The organism is Paenibacillus sp. 23TSA30-6 (genome assembly GCF_014858585.1).
Classification (GTDB): Bacteria; Bacillota; Bacilli; order Paenibacillales; family Paenibacillaceae; genus Paenibacillus.
Genome location: NZ_SLTL01000002.1, coordinates 103437 through 121776, shown reverse-complemented (window position 1 = coordinate 121776; position 18340 = coordinate 103437). Strand labels below are relative to the sequence as shown.

General features: G+C 48.2%; 17 protein-coding genes and 1 other annotated feature. Of the genes, 11 read left to right on the top strand and 6 right to left on the bottom strand.

Annotated features, from left to right (window positions below):
- Positions 1-78: 78 nt before the first annotated feature.
- The 5 genes from E0698_RS02390 (at position 79) to E0698_RS02370 (ending at position 4143) form a co-directional block, all read left to right on the top strand.
- Complete coding sequence (locus E0698_RS02390) at positions 79-531, top strand: RicAFT regulatory complex protein RicA family protein (RefSeq protein ID WP_134910034.1); 453 nt, start codon at positions 79-81, stop codon at positions 529-531.
- Between the two features lie 122 nt (positions 532-653).
- Positions 654-1082: a PaaI family thioesterase gene (locus E0698_RS02385; RefSeq protein ID WP_192510501.1), complete on the top strand. Its 429-nt coding sequence runs from the start codon at positions 654-656 to the stop codon at positions 1080-1082.
- Between the two features lie 58 nt (positions 1083-1140).
- On the top strand, positions 1141-1929 hold the full coding sequence (locus E0698_RS02380) for an NUDIX domain-containing protein (protein ID WP_134910030.1): 789 nt from the start codon (positions 1141-1143) through the stop codon (positions 1927-1929).
- Positions 1930-1996: 67 nt separating this feature from the next.
- Positions 1997-2563 (top strand): cysteine hydrolase family protein, encoded by a 567-nt coding sequence (locus tag E0698_RS02375; RefSeq protein ID WP_192510500.1) that lies wholly within the window; start codon positions 1997-1999, stop codon positions 2561-2563.
- A 116-nt stretch (positions 2564-2679) separates the two neighbouring features.
- A complete protein-coding gene (locus E0698_RS02370; RefSeq protein ID WP_134914330.1) occupies positions 2680-4143 on the top strand; it encodes a nicotinate phosphoribosyltransferase in 1464 nt (487 codons plus the stop codon).
- A gap of 70 nt (positions 4144-4213) precedes the next feature.
- Here the strand turns inward: E0698_RS02370 and E0698_RS02365 are convergent, their stop codons facing one another.
- Positions 4214-4729, bottom strand: coding sequence for a MogA/MoaB family molybdenum cofactor biosynthesis protein (locus tag E0698_RS02365; protein WP_134910027.1), 516 nt, complete (start codon positions 4727-4729; stop codon positions 4214-4216).
- A 263-nt stretch (positions 4730-4992) separates the two neighbouring features.
- On the opposite strand from E0698_RS02365, the gene E0698_RS02360 reads away from it, so the two are divergent.
- The 3 genes from E0698_RS02360 to E0698_RS02350 all read left to right on the top strand — a co-directional run bounded on the left by E0698_RS02360 (position 4993) and on the right by E0698_RS02350 (position 8614).
- The gene (locus tag E0698_RS02360) at positions 4993-5322 is read left to right on the top strand and encodes a four-helix bundle copper-binding protein (protein WP_134910024.1); all 330 of its coding nucleotides are present in this window, start codon (positions 4993-4995) and stop codon (positions 5320-5322) included.
- A gap of 78 nt (positions 5323-5400) precedes the next feature.
- Positions 5401-5655 (top strand) — a binding site (T-box leader).
- Between the two features lie 60 nt (positions 5656-5715).
- Positions 5716-7440 (top strand): arginine--tRNA ligase, encoded by a 1725-nt coding sequence (gene argS / locus E0698_RS02355; protein ID WP_192510499.1) that lies wholly within the window; start codon positions 5716-5718, stop codon positions 7438-7440.
- Positions 7441-7645: 205 nt separating this feature from the next.
- Complete coding sequence (locus E0698_RS02350) at positions 7646-8614, top strand: S-layer homology domain-containing protein (protein WP_044644803.1); 969 nt, start codon at positions 7646-7648, stop codon at positions 8612-8614.
- Between the two features lie 111 nt (positions 8615-8725).
- Here the strand turns inward: E0698_RS02350 and E0698_RS02345 are convergent, their stop codons facing one another.
- Together E0698_RS02345 and E0698_RS02340 are read right to left on the bottom strand one after the other, a co-directional pair.
- A complete protein-coding gene (locus E0698_RS02345; protein ID WP_192510498.1) occupies positions 8726-10918 on the bottom strand; it encodes an ABC transporter ATP-binding protein in 2193 nt (730 codons plus the stop codon).
- Complete coding sequence (locus E0698_RS02340) at positions 10918-12675, bottom strand: ABC transporter ATP-binding protein (protein WP_192510497.1); 1758 nt, start codon at positions 12673-12675, stop codon at positions 10918-10920. The genes E0698_RS02345 and E0698_RS02340 overlap by 1 nt, the downstream gene beginning before the upstream one ends.
- Before the next feature lie 591 nt (positions 12676-13266).
- On the opposite strand from E0698_RS02340, the gene E0698_RS02335 reads away from it, so the two are divergent.
- Positions 13267-13569: a HesB/YadR/YfhF family protein gene (locus E0698_RS02335; protein ID WP_014281172.1), complete on the top strand. Its 303-nt coding sequence runs from the start codon at positions 13267-13269 to the stop codon at positions 13567-13569.
- Between the two features lie 136 nt (positions 13570-13705).
- On the opposite strand, the gene E0698_RS02330 is transcribed toward E0698_RS02335, so the two are convergent.
- The 3 genes from E0698_RS02330 to E0698_RS02320 form a co-directional block, all read right to left on the bottom strand.
- Entirely contained in the window at positions 13706-14218 is a 513-nt protein-coding gene (locus tag E0698_RS02330; protein ID WP_044644800.1) for a hypothetical protein, read from the bottom strand.
- Positions 14219-14420: 202 nt separating this feature from the next.
- Positions 14421-14864, bottom strand: coding sequence for a DUF441 domain-containing protein (locus E0698_RS02325; protein WP_134910013.1), 444 nt, complete (start codon positions 14862-14864; stop codon positions 14421-14423).
- A gap of 22 nt (positions 14865-14886) precedes the next feature.
- Positions 14887-15858, bottom strand: coding sequence for a YpdA family putative bacillithiol disulfide reductase (locus tag E0698_RS02320; RefSeq protein WP_192510496.1), 972 nt, complete (start codon positions 15856-15858; stop codon positions 14887-14889).
- 321 nt (positions 15859-16179) lie between these two features.
- Here E0698_RS02320 and E0698_RS02315 point away from each other — a divergent pair, with 321 nt between their 5' ends.
- Together E0698_RS02315 and rsgA are read left to right on the top strand one after the other, a co-directional pair.
- A complete protein-coding gene (locus E0698_RS02315; protein ID WP_192510495.1) occupies positions 16180-16776 on the top strand; it encodes a DUF2087 domain-containing protein in 597 nt (198 codons plus the stop codon).
- Between the two features lie 448 nt (positions 16777-17224).
- Positions 17225-18322: a ribosome small subunit-dependent GTPase A gene (gene rsgA, locus E0698_RS02310; RefSeq protein ID WP_192510494.1), complete on the top strand. Its 1098-nt coding sequence runs from the start codon at positions 17225-17227 to the stop codon at positions 18320-18322.
- Positions 18323-18340 lie beyond the last annotated feature (18 nt).

Sequence of the window (18340 nt, the reverse complement as noted above, 5' to 3'; positions counted from 1 at the left end):
TAGCGCAGCAAGGTTTGCATGTGGATCAAATATGAGTTGTATGTACGACCGTATAAGTGAGAGAAGGAGCGATGGACAGTGACAGAGGAGCGGTTGCAACAGTCAGAGCATCAACCGGCGGCGCGCCAGCATGATCATTTGGTCAATCGCGATATGATATTGGCGAAAGCCCAAGAGTTGGCGGGTATTTTGGGCAACAGTGAGGAAGTGCAGGTATTTCGGAAAGCAGAAGACAAAATCCGTGATCATGAGCGCATCCAGCATCTGATTGCAGCGATGAAGAAAAAGCAAAAGGAAATTGTGGCCTTCGAATCCTTGAAGAATCAGACGATGATTGCCAAAATAGAGGCCGAGCTTCAGGAGCTTCAAGAAGAGCTTGACGGCATTCCGATTGTAACGGAGTTTCAACAAAGCCAGGTAGAGATTAATGAGCTGCTGCAAATGGTTATCATGGCAATTCGTGATACAGTTGCCGAAAAGGTGAATGTAGAAGAGGGAAAAAGTACTTCTTCCTCCAATTGCAGTGACTAGAATGATGTATGGTGTGGAGGCTCAGCCTCCACGCCTTTTTTTCAGGAGTAACTTGTTATGATACGTACTGTGCCAGACTTCAAGAGTAAATAGGACATCATAGAAAGGATGAAGGCTAGGAAATGGATATTTTGCGTAGTTTGGTAGAGGGTGAAGTAAATACATTTTGGGAGTATTTGGGCTGTGAATTGATCGAAGCTGATGCAAAAGAGGTACATATCGCTTTACAGGCCGGACCACAACATACCAACGTAGTGGGTATTGTTCATGGGGGCGTACTCACAACATTGATGGATCAGGCGATGGGGATGGTTAGTATGGTTTCACGCAATATGGAATTATGTGTGACGACGAATCTGAACGTTCATTTTTTGTCAGCGATGAAACAAGGACGATTGGAGGTTAAGGCACGAATTCTCCATCAAGGAGGGCGTACCATAACGACTGAGGCGGAAGTGAAGGATAGTGAAGGAACGCTCGGCTGCATGGCTACGGCGACATTCCGGGTATTGCGTAAACAAACAGATCATTTGATAAGGCCTGACGCTTGACAAAACTTTTTATTATGTCATAATGAATTTATCAAAACGATATAATGTGGTGATGCCAATGGATAACGAACGTATAAACGAAGAGACGCAGAAGGCGTCGTATAACATTAAGAAATATCGCACCCCGGATGGTGCTCCGGCAGATATCGTCATGTTCACCTTAACCAAGCGGGAGCGCAAGACGGTGACAAAGACGTTGCCGATCCGTGAGCTGAAGGTAATGCTTATCAAGCGTCGTAGTTGGCCGTTTGCCGGACGTTGGGCGTTGCCTGGGGGCTTTTGTCAGGAAGATGAATCCATTTACGGTGCTGCCAAGCGCGAGCTGTTAGAGGAAACCGGCGTGGACGGCGGTCATCTGGAGTACCTAGGTGTGTATAGTGGACCTGGGCGTGATCCGCGGGGGTGGATTATATCGCATGCGTTTTTTGCACTGGTAGAGGAATGGATGCTGGAGCAGCGGCAAGCGGCGGATGATGCTTCCGAGGTTGGGCTGTTCACGATCCGTGAAGCGCTGGAGGAATTAGAGCTGGCGTTTGACCACCGGGACATTATTGTGGATGCCTACCGGAAGATTCAGTTGCAAATGCTCCAGACGACGATAGCCAAGCAGTTTTTGCCTCTGCATTTTACATTGGGCGAGCTGTATCAGGTCATTCAAAGTGTCGTACCGGATTTCGAAGAGCCGAACTTTATTCGCAAAATAACATCGACTCGCAGCAGACAGGGAATATTGGAAGAGGTACGGGACGAGAACGGCAAACCGCTCAGCTCCAATCAGTATTCACAGAGACCTGCACAGCTTTATCGTTTTAGTGACAGGGTGCCGCGGTTGTCTATCTACACCTAATGTATTGTAGTAGGTCACGTAAAGAACGCACACTCCCCAACTTGAGGATGAAGGAGCTGACTGAACGATGAAGGCATTGATTGTTATTGATTACACGAATGATTTTGTGGACGGCAGTCTGCCTGTTGGACAACCGGCAATAGAGCTGGATGAACGGATGGCAGCCATTACGCAGGCCTATGTGGATCAAGGGGACTTTGTCGTAATGGCAGTGGACCTGCATGAGGAAAATGATGTTTATCACCCGGAAAGCAAGCTGTTTCCTCCACATAATATTCGTGGAACCGGGGGACGAGATTTGTATGGCAAGCTCCATAACCTCTATGCTACACAGAGTGATTTCATCTATTGGATGGATAAAACACGATACAGCGCCTTCGCTGGCACGGATCTGGAACTCAGGTTGCGTGAACGAGGTATTACGGAAGTTCATTTGATCGGTGTGTGTACGGATATATGTGTACTGCATACGGCTGTAGACGCTTATAACAAAGGTTTTGCTATTACGGTATACAAGGACGCTGTGGCGAGCTTTAATCAGGCCGGACATGATTGGGCTTTGGGTCATTTTCAGGGCAGTCTCGGAGCCGACGTATGGTCGGCTGAGGATACGATTTTACGCCAGAAGAAGTAAATAACTTAACGATTGTGCACCATTATCCGATAACAGAATGGAGTCGGATATTGCTGACGGATGGACAAGGCGGTACGCCGCTGCAAAACCGGGGACAGTCAGAGAGGATGATTACGATGCAGTCAACGAGCCTCGCATTACATACAGATAAATATCAAATTAATATGATGTACGCCCACTGGGTGAACGGAAGTCACCAGCGCAAAGCTGTGTTTGAGGCATATTTTCGCAAGCTGCCTTTTGGCAATGGATATGCGGTGTTCGCAGGTCTGGAACGCATTGTGAATTATATTGCAAATCTGCGCTTTACAGAAGAGGATATCCGTTACCTGTCAGAGCAAGAGGAGAAGTATGATCCTATGTTTCTGGAGGCATTACGCCAGTTTAGGTTTGGCGGAACCGTTCATTCGATGAAAGAAGGGGCGCTTGTTTTTCCGAATGAGCCTCTGGTACGCGTCGAAGGAACGATTATGGAAACACAACTGGTTGAGACAGCATTGTTGAATTTTATGAACTACCAAACGCTGATTGCGACGAAGGCGTCGCGCATCAAGCAGGTTGCAAGCGGAGATACGCTGCTGGAATTTGGAACACGGCGGGCGCAGGAAGCAGATGCAGCGATTTGGGGAGCACGGGCAGCTTATGTAGCGGGTTTTGACGCAACATCTAATATGCTGGCAGGTGAGCACTTTGGTATTCCGACGAAGGGAACACATGCTCATTCCTGGGTGCAGACCTTTATGAGTGAGCAGGAGGCTTTTGACGTGTATGCGAAGGTTTTACCGGATCAGGTCACACTGTTGGTGGACACCTTTGATACGCTGGAGAGCGGCGTTCCCCATGCGATTCGGACAGCGAAGATGCTGGAGAGCCAGGGCAAACGCATGAATTCGATCCGTTTGGATAGTGGTGACTTAGCTTATTTGTCCATTCAGGCGCGGGAAATGCTGGATGCCGAAGGCTTGGATTACGTACAAATTGTAGCCTCCAATGATTTGGATGAAAATACGATTTTTAACTTAAAGGCCCAAGGTGCGCGTATCGATGTATGGGGTGTGGGGACACAGCTCATTACAGCTTCGGATCAACCTTCATTGGGCGGGGTGTACAAGCTGGTCGAACGGGAAGTAGAAGGCGAAATGCTGCCGACGATTAAAATTTCGGGTAACCCGGAAAAGGTTTCCACACCGGGCAAGAAGGATGTATATCGTATTATAGATAAGAAGAAAGGGAGAGCTGTCGCCGATTATATTTCTTTTCCGGACGAAGATCGTCCGCGCAATGGAAAGCGGCTGAAACTCTTTAACCCGCTGCATCCGTATATGAAGAAGTTTGTGGAAAATTACGAGGCAGTTCCGATGCTGGAGCCTATTTTCGTAAATGGGCAGAAAGTGTATGAGCTTCCCGGGCTGGATGAAATTCGCGCATACCATACTTCCCAGCTGCAACTGTTTTGGCCGGAATATTTGCGGAAGCTGAACCCGGAAATTTACCGTGTAAATCTCAGTGAAAAGGTATGGGGGCTGAAACAAAAGCTGATCGACAGCTATATGCAGCCAGAAGTGGAAGAAAAGGAATAGTTTTAAGAGGCACCCTGCGAATGATGGGGTGCCTCTTTGTGTTTCAGAGCGTGAGAGGGAAATCTGTGTGTTATTTGTAAATCTCCCTCATGACATGCCGCAGCTCAGGTATAATAATGCGCTCCATCGCCAAACGGACGGCTCCACGCGAGCCTGGCATAGAAAATACGGCTGTCCGGCCCACGGTGCCAGCCACAGCACGACTCAATATCGCTGCTGAACCTATATCCTCAGCAAAGCTTAAATAACGGAAGATTTCCCCGAATCCGGGCAGTTCCTTATCCAGCAGAGAGGATACGGCTTCAAATGTGGTATCACGCGGGGAAATACCGGTGCCGCCTGTCAAAAGTACGGCCTCAATGTCATCGCGTTCAGCGGCTTCGGATACGAGCTGCCGGATGCCGTCATAGTCGTCTTTGACGATAACATATCGGACTACCTGATAGCCGTTCGTTTCCAGCAAATCCATCAGTAGGCGTCCTCCGGTATCTGTCTCTACGGTACGGGTGTCGGAGACGGTTACAACCATGCAGCTAACCTGCTGCGGGGCCTCCAGTCGATGCTCCTCTACAGAAGATATATTCATTGCAATGCTCACTCCTCAATCTATGGTTAGACATACTCTTTTTTTACAATAGAGGAACGATCGCGGGTATGCAAGTCAATAGTGGACACGAGGAAGCGGTGTGATTTATTCCCTTGCACGGATGGGTTGGAATATAGTACACTTCCTTACATAAGTCAGGATTTTTTGTTTGGTCATTGATGAAAGCGTGAACAACGGTTGATTAATCTCAATTGTCGGCGGGTAATAATACAGCAGGGTCAACAACAGGGAGGTAATGTATTATGAAACATTCATACCAACAATGCGTGGATGCTTGCCTGGAATGTATGAACGCTTGCAACGTCAGTTATGTGGCGAGCTTGAAGGAATATGATTTGGCTATGCTGCGCGAGTGTATTCGAGTGAGCCGGGAATGTGCAGAAATATGCGGGTTTGCCGCTCAAATGCTGGAACGCGGAACGGAATTTGCCGAGCAAATTTGTGAGCTGTGTGCCAGAGCCTGTGAAGTATGTGCTGCTGAATGCGGTAAGCACGCCCATGAGCATTGCAAGCAATGTGCAGAAGCCTGCCGCCGTTGTGTTCAGGCATGCCGCCAAATGGTGGCTGTGTAATTACATATCATCGAGTCAGCGCCTGAACAGAAAATAAAACATTGCTTTCTACAGGATAGGTTTGTATAATGATGGGAATTAACGTCTTGGAACGGGAGAGTAGCAGGGGAGCCATATCATTACAGCGAGCCGGAAAAGGTGGAAGCCGGTATGAGGCCCAACGTGAAGCGCACCCGGGAGACGGTTGTTCCAACACGGAGTTCCGTTAGTAGTTCAGCCCGGCAGACACCGTTATTTGTCATTGGAGTGAAATCGGCGATTATGCATAGTTCATTGCACAATCCGATTTACGAAGAGTGGTACCGCGGGGATATTGAAGTTCTCGTCTCTTGAATAATTCAAGAGGCGGGAGCTTTTTTTGTTAGATTCTAATGAAAAAAAGGAGAGAAAACCATGCTGTTATCGATCGCTACTCAGGCTATTTCCGCCCATACGGACTTGGAGAAAAAGGAGATTTCCTCTTTATTGGAGGTACCGCCACAACCGGAATGGGGGGATGTAGCGTTTCCCTGTTTTTTGCTGGCTAAAAAGTTTCGGAAGTCTCCACAGCAAATCGCACTGGAACTGGCGGAGGCCATAACCCGTAAGGAAGGACTGACTGCTTCGACATCAGGAGCCTATGTCAATATAACACTGGGGCGTTCCGTTCATATTCCACTGATGCTGGCTGAATTAAACAAACCAGAATTTTTCAAGCCAGTTCTCGGACACGGACAGCGGGTAGTGATTGATATGTCTTCACCCAATATTGCCAAACCGTTTGGTATCGGTCATCTTCGCTCTACTGTCATCGGCGCTGCACTGTACCGCATTCTCGGGGAAACGGGGTATGTTCCGGTTAGTGTGAATCATCTGGGGGATTGGGGAACACAGTTTGGTAAGCAAATTGCGGCTTATAAAAGATGGGGAAGTGAGGAGCAGCTACAGCAGGATCCGATTGGGGAATCGCTGAAGCTGTACGTGCGTTTTCATGAGGAAGTCGAGCATGACCCGTCTTTGGAGGACGAAGGTCGAGAATGGTTCCGCCGTCTGGAGCATGGAGATACCGAGGCTCAGCGGCTATGGGAGTTTTTTGTTGAAGTCAGCCTGCGTGAATTTGATCGCATGTATCAGCGTCTGAACATTACATTCGACCATGTGCTGGGAGAGAGCTTTTACAATGATAAAATGCAGGCGGTTGTTGCCCAATTAAGGACGAAAGGTTTGCTGGAAGAAAGTGAAGGTGCGCTTGTGGTGCGTTTGGAGGATAAAGGACTGCCGCCTTGTCTGATCTTGAAAAAGGATGGGACTACCATCTACCCGACACGTGATTTGGCTACGGCGATCTATCGTCATGAGGTTATGAAAGCTGATCGGTTGCTGTACGTGGTAGGTGGAGAGCAGCAGTTGCATTTCCGGCAGGTGTTTGCGGTGCTAAAGCGTGCAGGGGAGACATGGGCGGAGCAGTGTGAGCACGTACCGTTTGGTCTGATGCGCTTTGCAGGTAAAAAAATGTCCACAAGACGCGGCAAAGTCGTGAAGCTGGAAGAGGTACTGGATGAAGCGGTAGCCCGCGCTCTATCTATCATCACTCAGAAGAATCCCGATTTACAGGATCAACAGGAAATAGCCGAGGATGTCGGCATCGGGGCGATCATTTTTGGCGACTTAAAAAATAACCGCCTGAACGAAGTGGATTTCTCATTGGAAGATGCATTAACCTTTGAAGGTGAGACAGGGCCTTATGTACAGTATACCCATGCTCGTATACGCAGTCTTTTGGAAAAAGCTCATGCTGGCACTGGTACGTTGGCTGGTTCTAGTATAGATGTTCCCGCGGGGGAACGTCATGCACCTGATTCAACGTATACATCAGATGAAATGCTGGGGGATGCAGGCTGGGCGCTGCTTAAGCAACTGGTTCGTTATCAGGGTCAACTGGTGCGTGCGGCTCGGCAACTGGAACCTTCGGTTATCGCGAGGTTTGCGCTGGATACGGCGCAGGCGTTCAACCGCTTTTACGCCAAGGAACGGATTGTCGATGGTGGGCCGTGGCGCATTCAGTTGGCTGAACAAACTGCTGATATTTTGGCACATACGCTGCAAATTCTTGGTCTGAAAGCACCCTATCGGATGTAGCCAAATGGCCTGAGGAAAAATGCCCGCAAAGTGAGTATCCTTAGAATGTAGCCTAGGACGTGAGCAGAAAAGAGTTAAACGGGTTACACTAACTGTAAGTATCGTAAGCTTTTTTTACAATCAATTTTTGAGTATCTGAAACATTTGTTGATAGTATTGCGTCGATAAGTATAGAAGAAATATAGTAAATATGGAGGTGCATCTCATGAAAAAAAACAAAAGCGTGACAGCAGCTTTGCTGGTGATCTGTTCGTTGGCAGTGGCTACGTCAGCTTCTGCATTTCGTGATATAAAAGGAACAGAGCAGGAGAAGATTGTAAGTTCGCTTCAGAACAAAGGTATTATTCAGGGCATCACGAAGGATAAGTTTGCGCCTGATCAATCACTTACGTATGCACAAGGAGTGCATATGGTTGTTAATGCGATGGATCTTCAAGTTATGCCGGATTTCACGACGGGTTCCTTCGCAAATATTCCGTCTTCGGCATGGTATGCCAAGTCTTACCGGATTGCGGCTCAACACCAAATTCCTTTATCACCGGATATTGATCCAAGCACGCAGATGACAAGAGAACAATTCGCGAATATACTGTACAAAGCGGTTAGTGCGACCGGAGAATATCCAACAGTCCGCATGTACATTAATGTGGCGGATGGCAAGAAGCTGGACCAAGATTCAAGCGAAGCGGTTCAGTTCCTGCTGTTGACCAAAATTGCTAAATTAGATGAAAAGAGCAACTTTAATCCGGAACGTAAAGTAACCCGAATGGAGGCAGCAGAGATGGTCTATAATGCATCCGAATTTGTGCAAAATCATAAACCGATTGAATCCACTCCAGAAAATCCGGCTGAGCCTTCAGATCCGGGCCAGCAAAATGGTATTAGTATGAGTGTAGAGAAGGTGAATGACCAGCAGAACAAGGTAACATTAACCCGTTTGCAGGCACCCAATCCCGGTTACGGCATTGAAGTGGATCATATCGACTATGTAGATGACGCCAATGCAGTGATTTACTACAAGCTGACAAGTCCAAAGCCGGGGGAAATGAATATCCAGGTCATTACGGATACCCACACCAGTACCCTGGTGGACAGCAAGTATAAAGTTACGATAAAGGCAGTAGAGGGAACCGTTTTTCCTCCTACAGGATCAGGCACCTCGGTAGCCCAATAATAGTTGTAGCCTACACACGAAGCATGTGTTTAGAAAAAAGTAAAACAGCAAGCCTCCATTGTATTTATCCGGAGACTTGCTGTTTTTTTATGCATGCTTTGTGGGCTTGCTTTATGCGCTTCCTCCAGCCAAGCCAGGTCCGTTTTGACCTGTGCCCGGTTTTTGCAAGGAGCTGGTACCTGCTCGGGTATCGGCTTTTCCAGAAGTCGCAGCTCCTGCTGCAACAACAGTTTGCTCTGCAAGCAAAGCTTTCTGTTCCGACGATGCAGTAGAGGATGCATTTGTATCTGTTCCCGCTGTTCCTGACTGGAGCTGATACATCTGGAAGTAACGACCGCCCTGAGCCATGAGTTCGTCATGGTTACCGCGTTCGACAATCTCACCCCGATGCAGCACCAGAATTTGGTCCGCACTGCGGATGGTCGACAGACGGTGAGCAATGATGAAGGTAGTACGCCCTTTCTTGAGCACCTCCAGCGCAGATTGGATAAGCGCCTCGGTTTCAGTGTCAATATTGGCAGTAGCTTCATCGAGAATCAGAATCGCCGGATCAAAGGCCAACGCGCGGGCGAAGGAAATGAGCTGACGCTGCCCGGCTGATAAAGTACTTCCTTTTTCGATCACTGGCTCGTCAAAGCCTTGTGGCAAGTGGGCCAGCAGTTTGTCAGCCCCAACATCACACAGTGCTTTGTTCACCTGTTCTCTGGTAATCCGGCTATCTCCCAGACTGACATTGGAGGCTACTGTACCTGTAAACAAATATGGATCTTGAAGAACGATTCCCATATGATGGCGTAGCCACTGCTTCGGAATGTCCTTGACAGAGGTTCCGTCAATGGTGATCGTTCCTTTTTGCGGATCATAAAACCGGAACAGCAGGTTAATAATCGAGCTTTTGCCTGATCCGGTATGTCCGACGAGAGCAACCGTTTGGCCGGGATGTGCAGTAAAGGAAATATGTTTAAGGACAGCATCCTTTTTGTAGGCAAAGGTTACGTCGTCGAACTCCACCAGACCTTTGTAACGCGGCATCGTGCCGTCTGTTACCTGTTCTCCGGTTTCATCCATCAGTTCAAATACCCGTCCCGAGGATACGATTGAAGCATCCAGCACCGCAAGCTGGTTGACCATACCAGTCATCGGTTGGAACAGTCGTCCCAGTACATCGACGAAGGCGTATAGTACGCCTAGTGATACAGCACTGCCAGTCGTGCCAAGCGCCTCGGCTCCGAAATACCACAACACGACGGCAAAGGCAAGATTTCTCAGCACATTAACCAGATTGTGTGAAGTGAAGGCGTTCAAATTCAGCATTTTATTCTGATGCTTCATATAATCATCGTTCAGTTCTTCAAACTCATGTTGCGTTTGTTTCTGGTGCCGGAACACGCGAATAATGGACATCCCTTGAATAGATTCATTGATAATCGCATTAATCTCACTGAGCCGGGACCGAATGATCGTATTAAAGCGGGTGGCGACCTTGCGGTACAGCACAATCCACAAGATCAGCAGCGGTACAATGAACAGAGAGATCAGACCCAGTCTGAAGTCCAGCAAAAAGAGTGCGACATATACACCGGCCATCGTCACAATACCTGAAGTGAAGTTCGACAGTACGGCGACGAATAAATCTTTTACCGCTTCTGTGTCATTCGTAACACGGGATACGACCTTACCTGCGGGCAGATTGTCAAAAAAGTAAACTGGCAACCGTTGAATGTGTGCGTAGAGGTCAAGCCGAAGCTTTTGAATAACCTTGTTGGCCGAGGATTGCAGCCAGTAGGTTTTGCCAAATTCAGCAAAGATCGAAATGACCAGAAAAAAGCAATACCAGCCAATCAGTTGAAAGATACCGGGCATTTCCGGCTTGTAAAAGCTATATAGCTCATCGGCTGTCAAAGCCTTGGCATCATAGCGAAAGGTGTCGGAGCCGCGTGTCACCGTCAGCGTGCCGTTCGCAAAGGAGCGGTTACCGTCAGCCACCTGCACCGAGCCATCAATAAATACGAAGGATTTCCCAACTTGTAAAATCCTTGCTTCGCGCCCTTTGGGCTCCCCGGCCTCAAAGCGGTCTTCACGCTTAAAATGGGTTCCGGCATAACTTACGGTACCGTCCACACTAGTTGTCTCGTAAAACGGTTTTTCAATAGCGAGCATATGGTCGTCGATCATCGTTTTGGCGATGAAGGGTCCGGCCAGCTCAGCGGCTACCCCGATAGCCAACGCGATGAGTGCGGCGATAAAGCCCGCTTTGCTCGTCAGGGCATACTGGAATAGCCTTTTGCCGATATTAGGTTTCATTAGGATACCTCCCCTGAGGTCAGAACAGATTCCACTTGCTGTCGTTCATACTGTTGACGGTACCATCCGTCCGTCTGAAGCAGCTCGTTGTGGGTTCCTTCCTCAATAATGCGTCCTTGCTCCAGCACGACGATCCGGTCTGCATGTTCTACAGCCGAGAGACGGTGAGTGGAGATCAGAGTTGTTTTACCCGAGCGTTTACGCCGGACATTATCAATAATACGTGCTTCTGTTCGAGCATCAACCGCGGACAGTGCATCGTCTAGCACCAGAATATCAGGATCGCCGATAAAGGCGCGTGCCAGCGAAACACGTTGCTTCTGGCCGCCGGACAGGGCAATGCCTTTTTCTCCGACGAGTGTATCCAGTCCATCAGACAAGGTGCCTAAATCCTGATCGAAGGCTGCGGTACGGATTGCTTCCATGATGTCGTCATCACCTGCACGCGGTTTACCGAACTGAATGTTCTCACGCACTGATTTGGAGAACAGAATTTGCTCCTGTGGCACGTAGCCGATCCAGCTGTGCAGTTGTTCAACAGCGATGTCCTCCAGCCGAGTGCCAGAGATTAAAATGTCACCGCTACCCGTCGGGTATTCATGCAGTAGCTGTTTGAGCAGGGTGGATTTCCCGCTGCCTGTTCGGCCGACGACACCTAGCGTTTCTCCACGTTTCAGCTCCAAATTCACATGTAACAGATTGTCAACAGATGAGGTTGGATAGCGGAAGGTAACATCTTTCATCGTAATGGACTCGGGGTGGTTAACCGTTACAGGCTGAGCTGCATCTTGTACGTCCGGCTCCACATGGAGAGTTTCGTTCACCCGATCGAGGGAAGCGCTACCGCGCTGCATAATGTTGATCAGCTCGCCAATGGCAAACATCGGCCAAATCATCATCCCCAGATACATGTTAAAGGATACCAGTTCACCCAGCGTGATATCGTTATGAAATACCAGATAAATACCATAGCCAAGTCCGATCACATAGCTAAGTCCTACGCATAAGCGGATCGTCGGTTCGAAGAGAGCATCCATTCGGGCGACCGCCAGATTTTTGCGAAATACGTCATCGGTAATATCGGCGAACCGTTTTTCATCCATTCGTTCCTGTACATAGGCGCGAATGACCCGGATACCTGCCACGGATTCCAGCACTTGGTCGTTCATATCGCCAAATGCATCCTGTGCCAGCGTGTAACGCTCGTGAACGGCTTTACCGTAAATACTCATTGCCAGCGCGATAAAAGGAAGGGGCAGAACCGCCGCCAGCGTCAGCTTCCAGCTAATCAGGGTGCCCATGGCGACCAGCACGACGCTCAGGTAAACTGTAGAGTCAGTTAACGTCAGCATACCAAAGCCCGCAGTACTAGCGACGGAGCGAAGGTCGTTCGTAGCACGAGCCATCAGGTCACCAGTACGATTGCGTTCAAAGAATGGAGGTGTCATCCGCAGCAGATGGTTCATAAAGCGTGTGCGCAACAGGCGCTCCACCAGATTGGCACCACCAAACAGCTTGTGCATCCATATGTACGTAATGTAGTAGATGACGGCAAGAATGCCTAAAATATAAAAAATATAATGCCAGAGCGAGGACCATGAAATTGAACCGCGTACGATCTCATCAATAGCGCTACCTAGCAGCCGAGGCGGAGCAAGCTCCAGCACGCCAACGGCTATCAGCAAAAACAGCCCAATCGAGTACCGGCTTCGTTCTCTTTTAAAAAACCAGCTTAAATTTTTGAGTACCGAAAACAAGAGGAATCCCATCCTTTCATGAAAAGCTCATGCGAGAGTTGTCGTACCATTTTGAATAAACAATAACGGCTTGCTACCACTAGCTTCAATCCGCTAACAGGCGCAAAAAAGGCATACCGTCCGCAGACGATATGCCTTAAATCTCAATATCATATGGCGCGCAGGTATTTTCAGCACACTCACCACTGAAAAACTGCTCAAACGCAGGCAGCCACTCGTATTAGACCATACAACGTGAATGGCCTAATTCCGAAGGATGCGTCAAGGGAGATGCTCCGGTATGAAGTTGTTGTGTTTGTAGGGTTGGGTAAAAGGCGAGATGAATGTTTAGCACCGGTAACACTCCTTTCTTCTTCGAATTGGATTCATTCTGAACATGAGTAATCGTTTCAAATTGGTAATTAATTTCAAAATGGATCTCGTATGGTTGAATCTTAACACCGTCTTTTGCGAATTGTCAAACCTTTTTCAAAAAAATGTATATCGCTCGCTGGAGATTTTCATTTGAGCAAGGGGCCGTTGGTGGTCATTCTAAACAATGCTATGATATAGTTAACAGGACAGAATTGTACAAGGAGATGAGCATAACGCATGAGCATACAGGTAACTGAACCAGCGGCACAGTGGTACATCAAGGAGCTTGGTCTGAACCGTGGAGATACCATCCGTTTTTTTGCCCGCTATAGTTCTGGCGGTGGGTTACATCCAGGCTTCTCTCTGGGAATTGCCGTAGAGCCTCCGCAGCACCCTGTACTACAACATGAAGCGGCTGGCATCACGTTTTATATGGAGGACCAGGATTATTGGTATTTGAAGGGTCATCATCTGGAAGTAAAGTATCTGGAGGAACATGACGACATTATTTACACGTATGCCGAGGAAGAGCAGTCTTAATGCTCTAACGTTAGAAATAGCGAGCAGGTGAACCGTTTAGGGTCATGAAAAAACGGCGGAATATCGCATGACAGGGGATTAAACCTGTGTGTGATACTCCGCCGTTTTGTTGTCCTTGGGGCGCGTGTGCTGTATGTTAAGGGTTGTTAAGCATCGGACCATCCACCGCAAAATCAAAATCGTCAATGTCGTACACATGTACAGGTACGGAAGCTTCAATAATGCGATGAATCCAGTCCAGTTGATCTGTCAAAATGGGTAATTCTTCACGCTGGGCTGTTAGCACCAGTTCGGTCTCGATTGGATCAAAATATTCTCCGTAATGCGCAGTATCGACGGCATTAATGACGATCAGTGTGGTGTTAGCGTCGAACAGGATAGGCAAACTTTTGGCCCAGGGCATCTGAAGCGCGCGCCGGATTTTTTTCTGATTCAAAGGTTCCTCAAAATAGCTGATCAGTTCGCTTACCTTTCGCTTCACATGCTGATCGTCCGCAGGATTATCCATGAGCGGTTCCGTGCTATCCTGAAATTCGTATAGCTCCAGCAGCGACGTGTAAGGCACTATATATTCCACAGGGGCGGGAGTTGTAAGCAGTTGGCCATATATGGCAACCATTACAGCTTCCGTTACAAATTGTCGGGACATCGGTCAAGCCTCCTGCATTTACCAAATTATGCGATAAGAGTATAACACAAAGCGGGACTGAATTCAGTCCGTCATGCAGATTGCTCAGGTTCATTCGTCTTTTGCGTTGACTGCCTTTTTCAATCTTATGTCTGCTGCTGGTCAAATACGTTTTTTTATAGACAGCATCTGCCAGCGCCAGACGAAGGATAAGCGAGGAAGTCTAGGTGCGTCCGATTAACAGCGATAGCAGCCCGGCGGCGATGAGCGGTCCTACAGGAACGCCTTTGAAGAAGGCCACACCAATCACGGTTCCAATAAGCAAACCCGTCACAATGATGGGCTGTCCGGACATCAGGGTTACTCCGCGGCCGCCAAGGTAGGCTACCAGGATGCCAATAGCAATAGCGAGCAGCGACTTCCAGTGAAGGAAGGACTCCATCACCTGGCTAATGCTGATTTTACCGCTGGCCAGTGGGGTCATCACACCAATGGTTAGAATGATGATCCCGATCGTCAATCCATACTTTTCAAGCCAGGGGAAAGCAGTATGAAAATGGGTTACCCGAAGTAGCAGTAGTACGACCATGGCAATGGTGACGGTGGAGTTGCCGCTGACAATTCCAAGACCAGCCAGTACCAGCAGGATGAGTGAACTGTAATCCATATATGTGTTCTCCTTAGTTCATTTAGCTTTGAATATGTTCAGCGATTTGGCGACCGTGCCAGCGGCCTGTTTCAATGAACACCTCATTGGCATTGCTGCCAGAAGCGATGACACCCGCCACATATATACCCGGTATATTGGTCTCCATCGTGGAAGGGTCATATTCCGGTTTGTCCAGACCCTCAGCCATGTGGACCCCTACAGACTCCAGTAGCTTCCGTTCCGGGTGAAACCCGGTCAGTGCCAGTACAAAATCATTTTCGAGCCGGAAAGCTTCTGCCTCCAACGGGGTGACCACTACATAATCCGGATGAACTTCAGTGATGCGCGCGCCCAGATGGAGCGTAATTTTTCCTTTTTGTACCATGCTGTCGAACAGTGGGCGAACCCACGGCTTAATGTATTCAGACAGTTCGGTTCGGCGATACACCATGTCAATGGTAGCCCCGACACGTACGAGTTCCATCGCTGCATCCACCGCAGAATTGCTGCCGCCGATGATTGCGACCCGCGTGCCGGTATAGGGATGGGCTTCACTGAAATAGTGAGTAACTTTATCTAATTGTTCCCCGGGAATGCCCAAATAGTTCGGATGATCAAAATATCCTGTAGCCACGACGACATAGCGTGACGAATACGTTTTGGCTATTCCCTGCTTGCTCACCGTATGTACAGTAAATGTAGTATCATTCTGTCGTGTGATCGTTTTTGCTTCCTCATAATGACGGATGTTCAGGTTATAACGTGCAGCTACCTTGCGGTAATACGCCAGTGCTTCATGACGGTAAGGCTTGTCATTAGGCGTACTGAACGGAACATCGCCAATTTCCAGCAGTTCAGCCGTGCTGAAAAACTGCATGTTCGTCGGGTACAGAAAAATAGAGTGAACAATGTTACTTTTTTCGATAATGACGGTTTGCAAGCCTCTGCGGCTGCATTCGATTGCAGCGGACAGCCCGCAAGGCCCGCCTCCGATAATGACTACGTCGTGCATCTCGATGAACCTCCCGTTATATTGGTCTGTTGCGCCTGTTTTGCAGTAGTATGGTAGACGTTTCAAAGCGCTAATTCATAAAAATTTGAAAAGGCGAAACAATTGAATATATGCAATCTCTGCACAAAAGTCAAGTAATATCATCCTACCGCAATGCGTACACAATATCCAGCCGTTTTCAGAAAGAAGTAAAAGAATGATACGATTGACAGCTATTTTTAACAATCATATAATTAGATATATATCTATTGTTATGTGTAGAATTTAATTTTTCACGCAAAGTATATGGAGAGTAGTTAGTGATGAAAAGAGGCGTTAACGTTGCAACTGGATAAAATGGTCAACTATCATAAAGCGCTTGCTGATCCTACGCGTATGCGTATATTACTGCTCTTGTCACGTGGAGAGATGCATGGTCAGGCGTTGGCGGAAAAACTGAATTTATCCCAACCGACTGTCACGCATCATGCTTCCAAGCTTCGTGTAGCGGGGTTAATCAAGGAGCGGCGTGATAAGAATACGGTATATTTCACACTGAATCCTGAACTGATCAGGCAGCATGCCGAAGCGACAGTGCGGTTTATTTTTGAAAAAGGAGAGGGGGAGGAAGAAATGTCAGAGGTTAATGAAACGCTGGAAGCGACAGTCTTGCGCAATTTTTTTTCCAAGGACGGCAAGCTGCGTCAAATTCCCTCGCAATACAAGAAAAAGCTGATCGTGCTTCAAATGCTGGCAGAAAAGCTGGAGCCGGGCCGCGTGTATCCTGAACGTGAGCTAAACGAGTGGATTAAGCAGTATCATGAGGATTTTGCGACAATTCGGCGTGAGCTGATTATGCATCAGTTTATGTACAGGGAACGTGAAATGTATGAATTGAATCCACGTGAGATGTGGACGCGTTGGGATCAAGTGCGCTAAAAGAAACTTGAAAAGATTTTAAAAAAAGGTTTGCGGCAGACTTGACAGACGAATTGTGGACTTGTATGATTAAGGAAATTTTAGGAGGAGGCGATGTTATATGCGTACGAACATGAATGGATTGGTTCAGCAGCAGTATGACGTTGTCTCCCGCACGGATGATGCATAGTTGAAGACTATATGAAATAAGTATAGTTTTTACATGGCATTCGGTTGAGCAGTAGAACCGATGAAATCCGCAGGGAGTCATTCCCTGCGGATTTTTTTATGATTAGGGTCTTGGGATAGCCTCGGCCTGAATCATACACCCTCCGCAGGGGTTTCCCTGCGGATTTTTTGCGTTGTTTGCTCGCGGGAGAGAACATTTATAAACACCGAATAGCACGAAAATAAAAAACACATCAACTTTAAACATCAGCAATAAACGATGATTCACAGGAGGAAAACAATGAGTATACATGAATACGGCTGGTCTGATTACTGGAACGGCTTTTGGGATCAATGGAAACAAAGCTTTGAAGAACGAGCAGAAAATACACAGGTACGCCCTGCCCGTCTGATTGCCGATTATGGTCAAAAAGTAAAGCTTATGACTATGGATGGAGAACGCTGGGGAGCTGCTTCCGGCAAGCTGAGACATGCTATCGTCGATCCGGCAGAAATGCCGGCTGTGGGGGATTGGGTGGCTGTCACCGTGCCAGATGGAGTCTCTGATGCAGTCATTCATGCCGTGCTGCCACGTAAAAGTCGGATATCCCGGCAGGCTGCGGGCTTTGAGACGAAGGAGCAATTGATTGCGACAAATGTAGATACGCTCTTTCTCGTCAATGCGCTGAATCACGATTTTAATGTGCGCAGGCTGGAACGGTATCTAATTATGGCGTGGAACAGTGGGGTCGATCCGGTCGTTGTGTTGAGCAAAAGCGATCTTTGTCCCGATGTGGAAGAGCGGGTGGCCGAAGCGGAGGGGGTGGCCCCTGGTGTGCCAGTCATCGTTATTTCTGCCTTGCAGAACGAAGGGAGAGAGCAACTGGAGGCGTTTCTTCAACCCGGGCGTACAGTTGCCTTAACAGGCTCATCCGGCAGCGGCAAATCAACGATTGTGAACTGGCTGTCTGGGGTCGAAGTTCAGCTTACACAGGATGTGAGGGAAGAGGACAGTCGAGGGCGTCATACGACCACCCACCGACAGTTGTTCCCCATATTGAAGCAAGCCGTTCTGCTGGATACGCCGGGAATGCGTGAATTGAATCTGTGGGATGATTCCACCGGAGTCGCCAATACCTTCGCGGATATTACTGAAATGGCACAAAATTGCCGTTTTGCAGATTGCAAGCATCAGGGAGAAGCGGGATGTGCGGTAGAGGAAGCTGTGCAGCGTGGTGAGCTATCTGAATCCAGAGTGAACAACTATCGCAAAATGCAGCGGGAGCTGGAGTATCAGGCACGTAAAGAAGCAGATCGGCGGAAAAAGGATCAACGTTCAAGCACAAATCAAGGCCGAGTCGGTAATCGAAGTGGCTGGAGACGTGATGTGGAGTGGTGAGATGAAGAAAGGTTATTT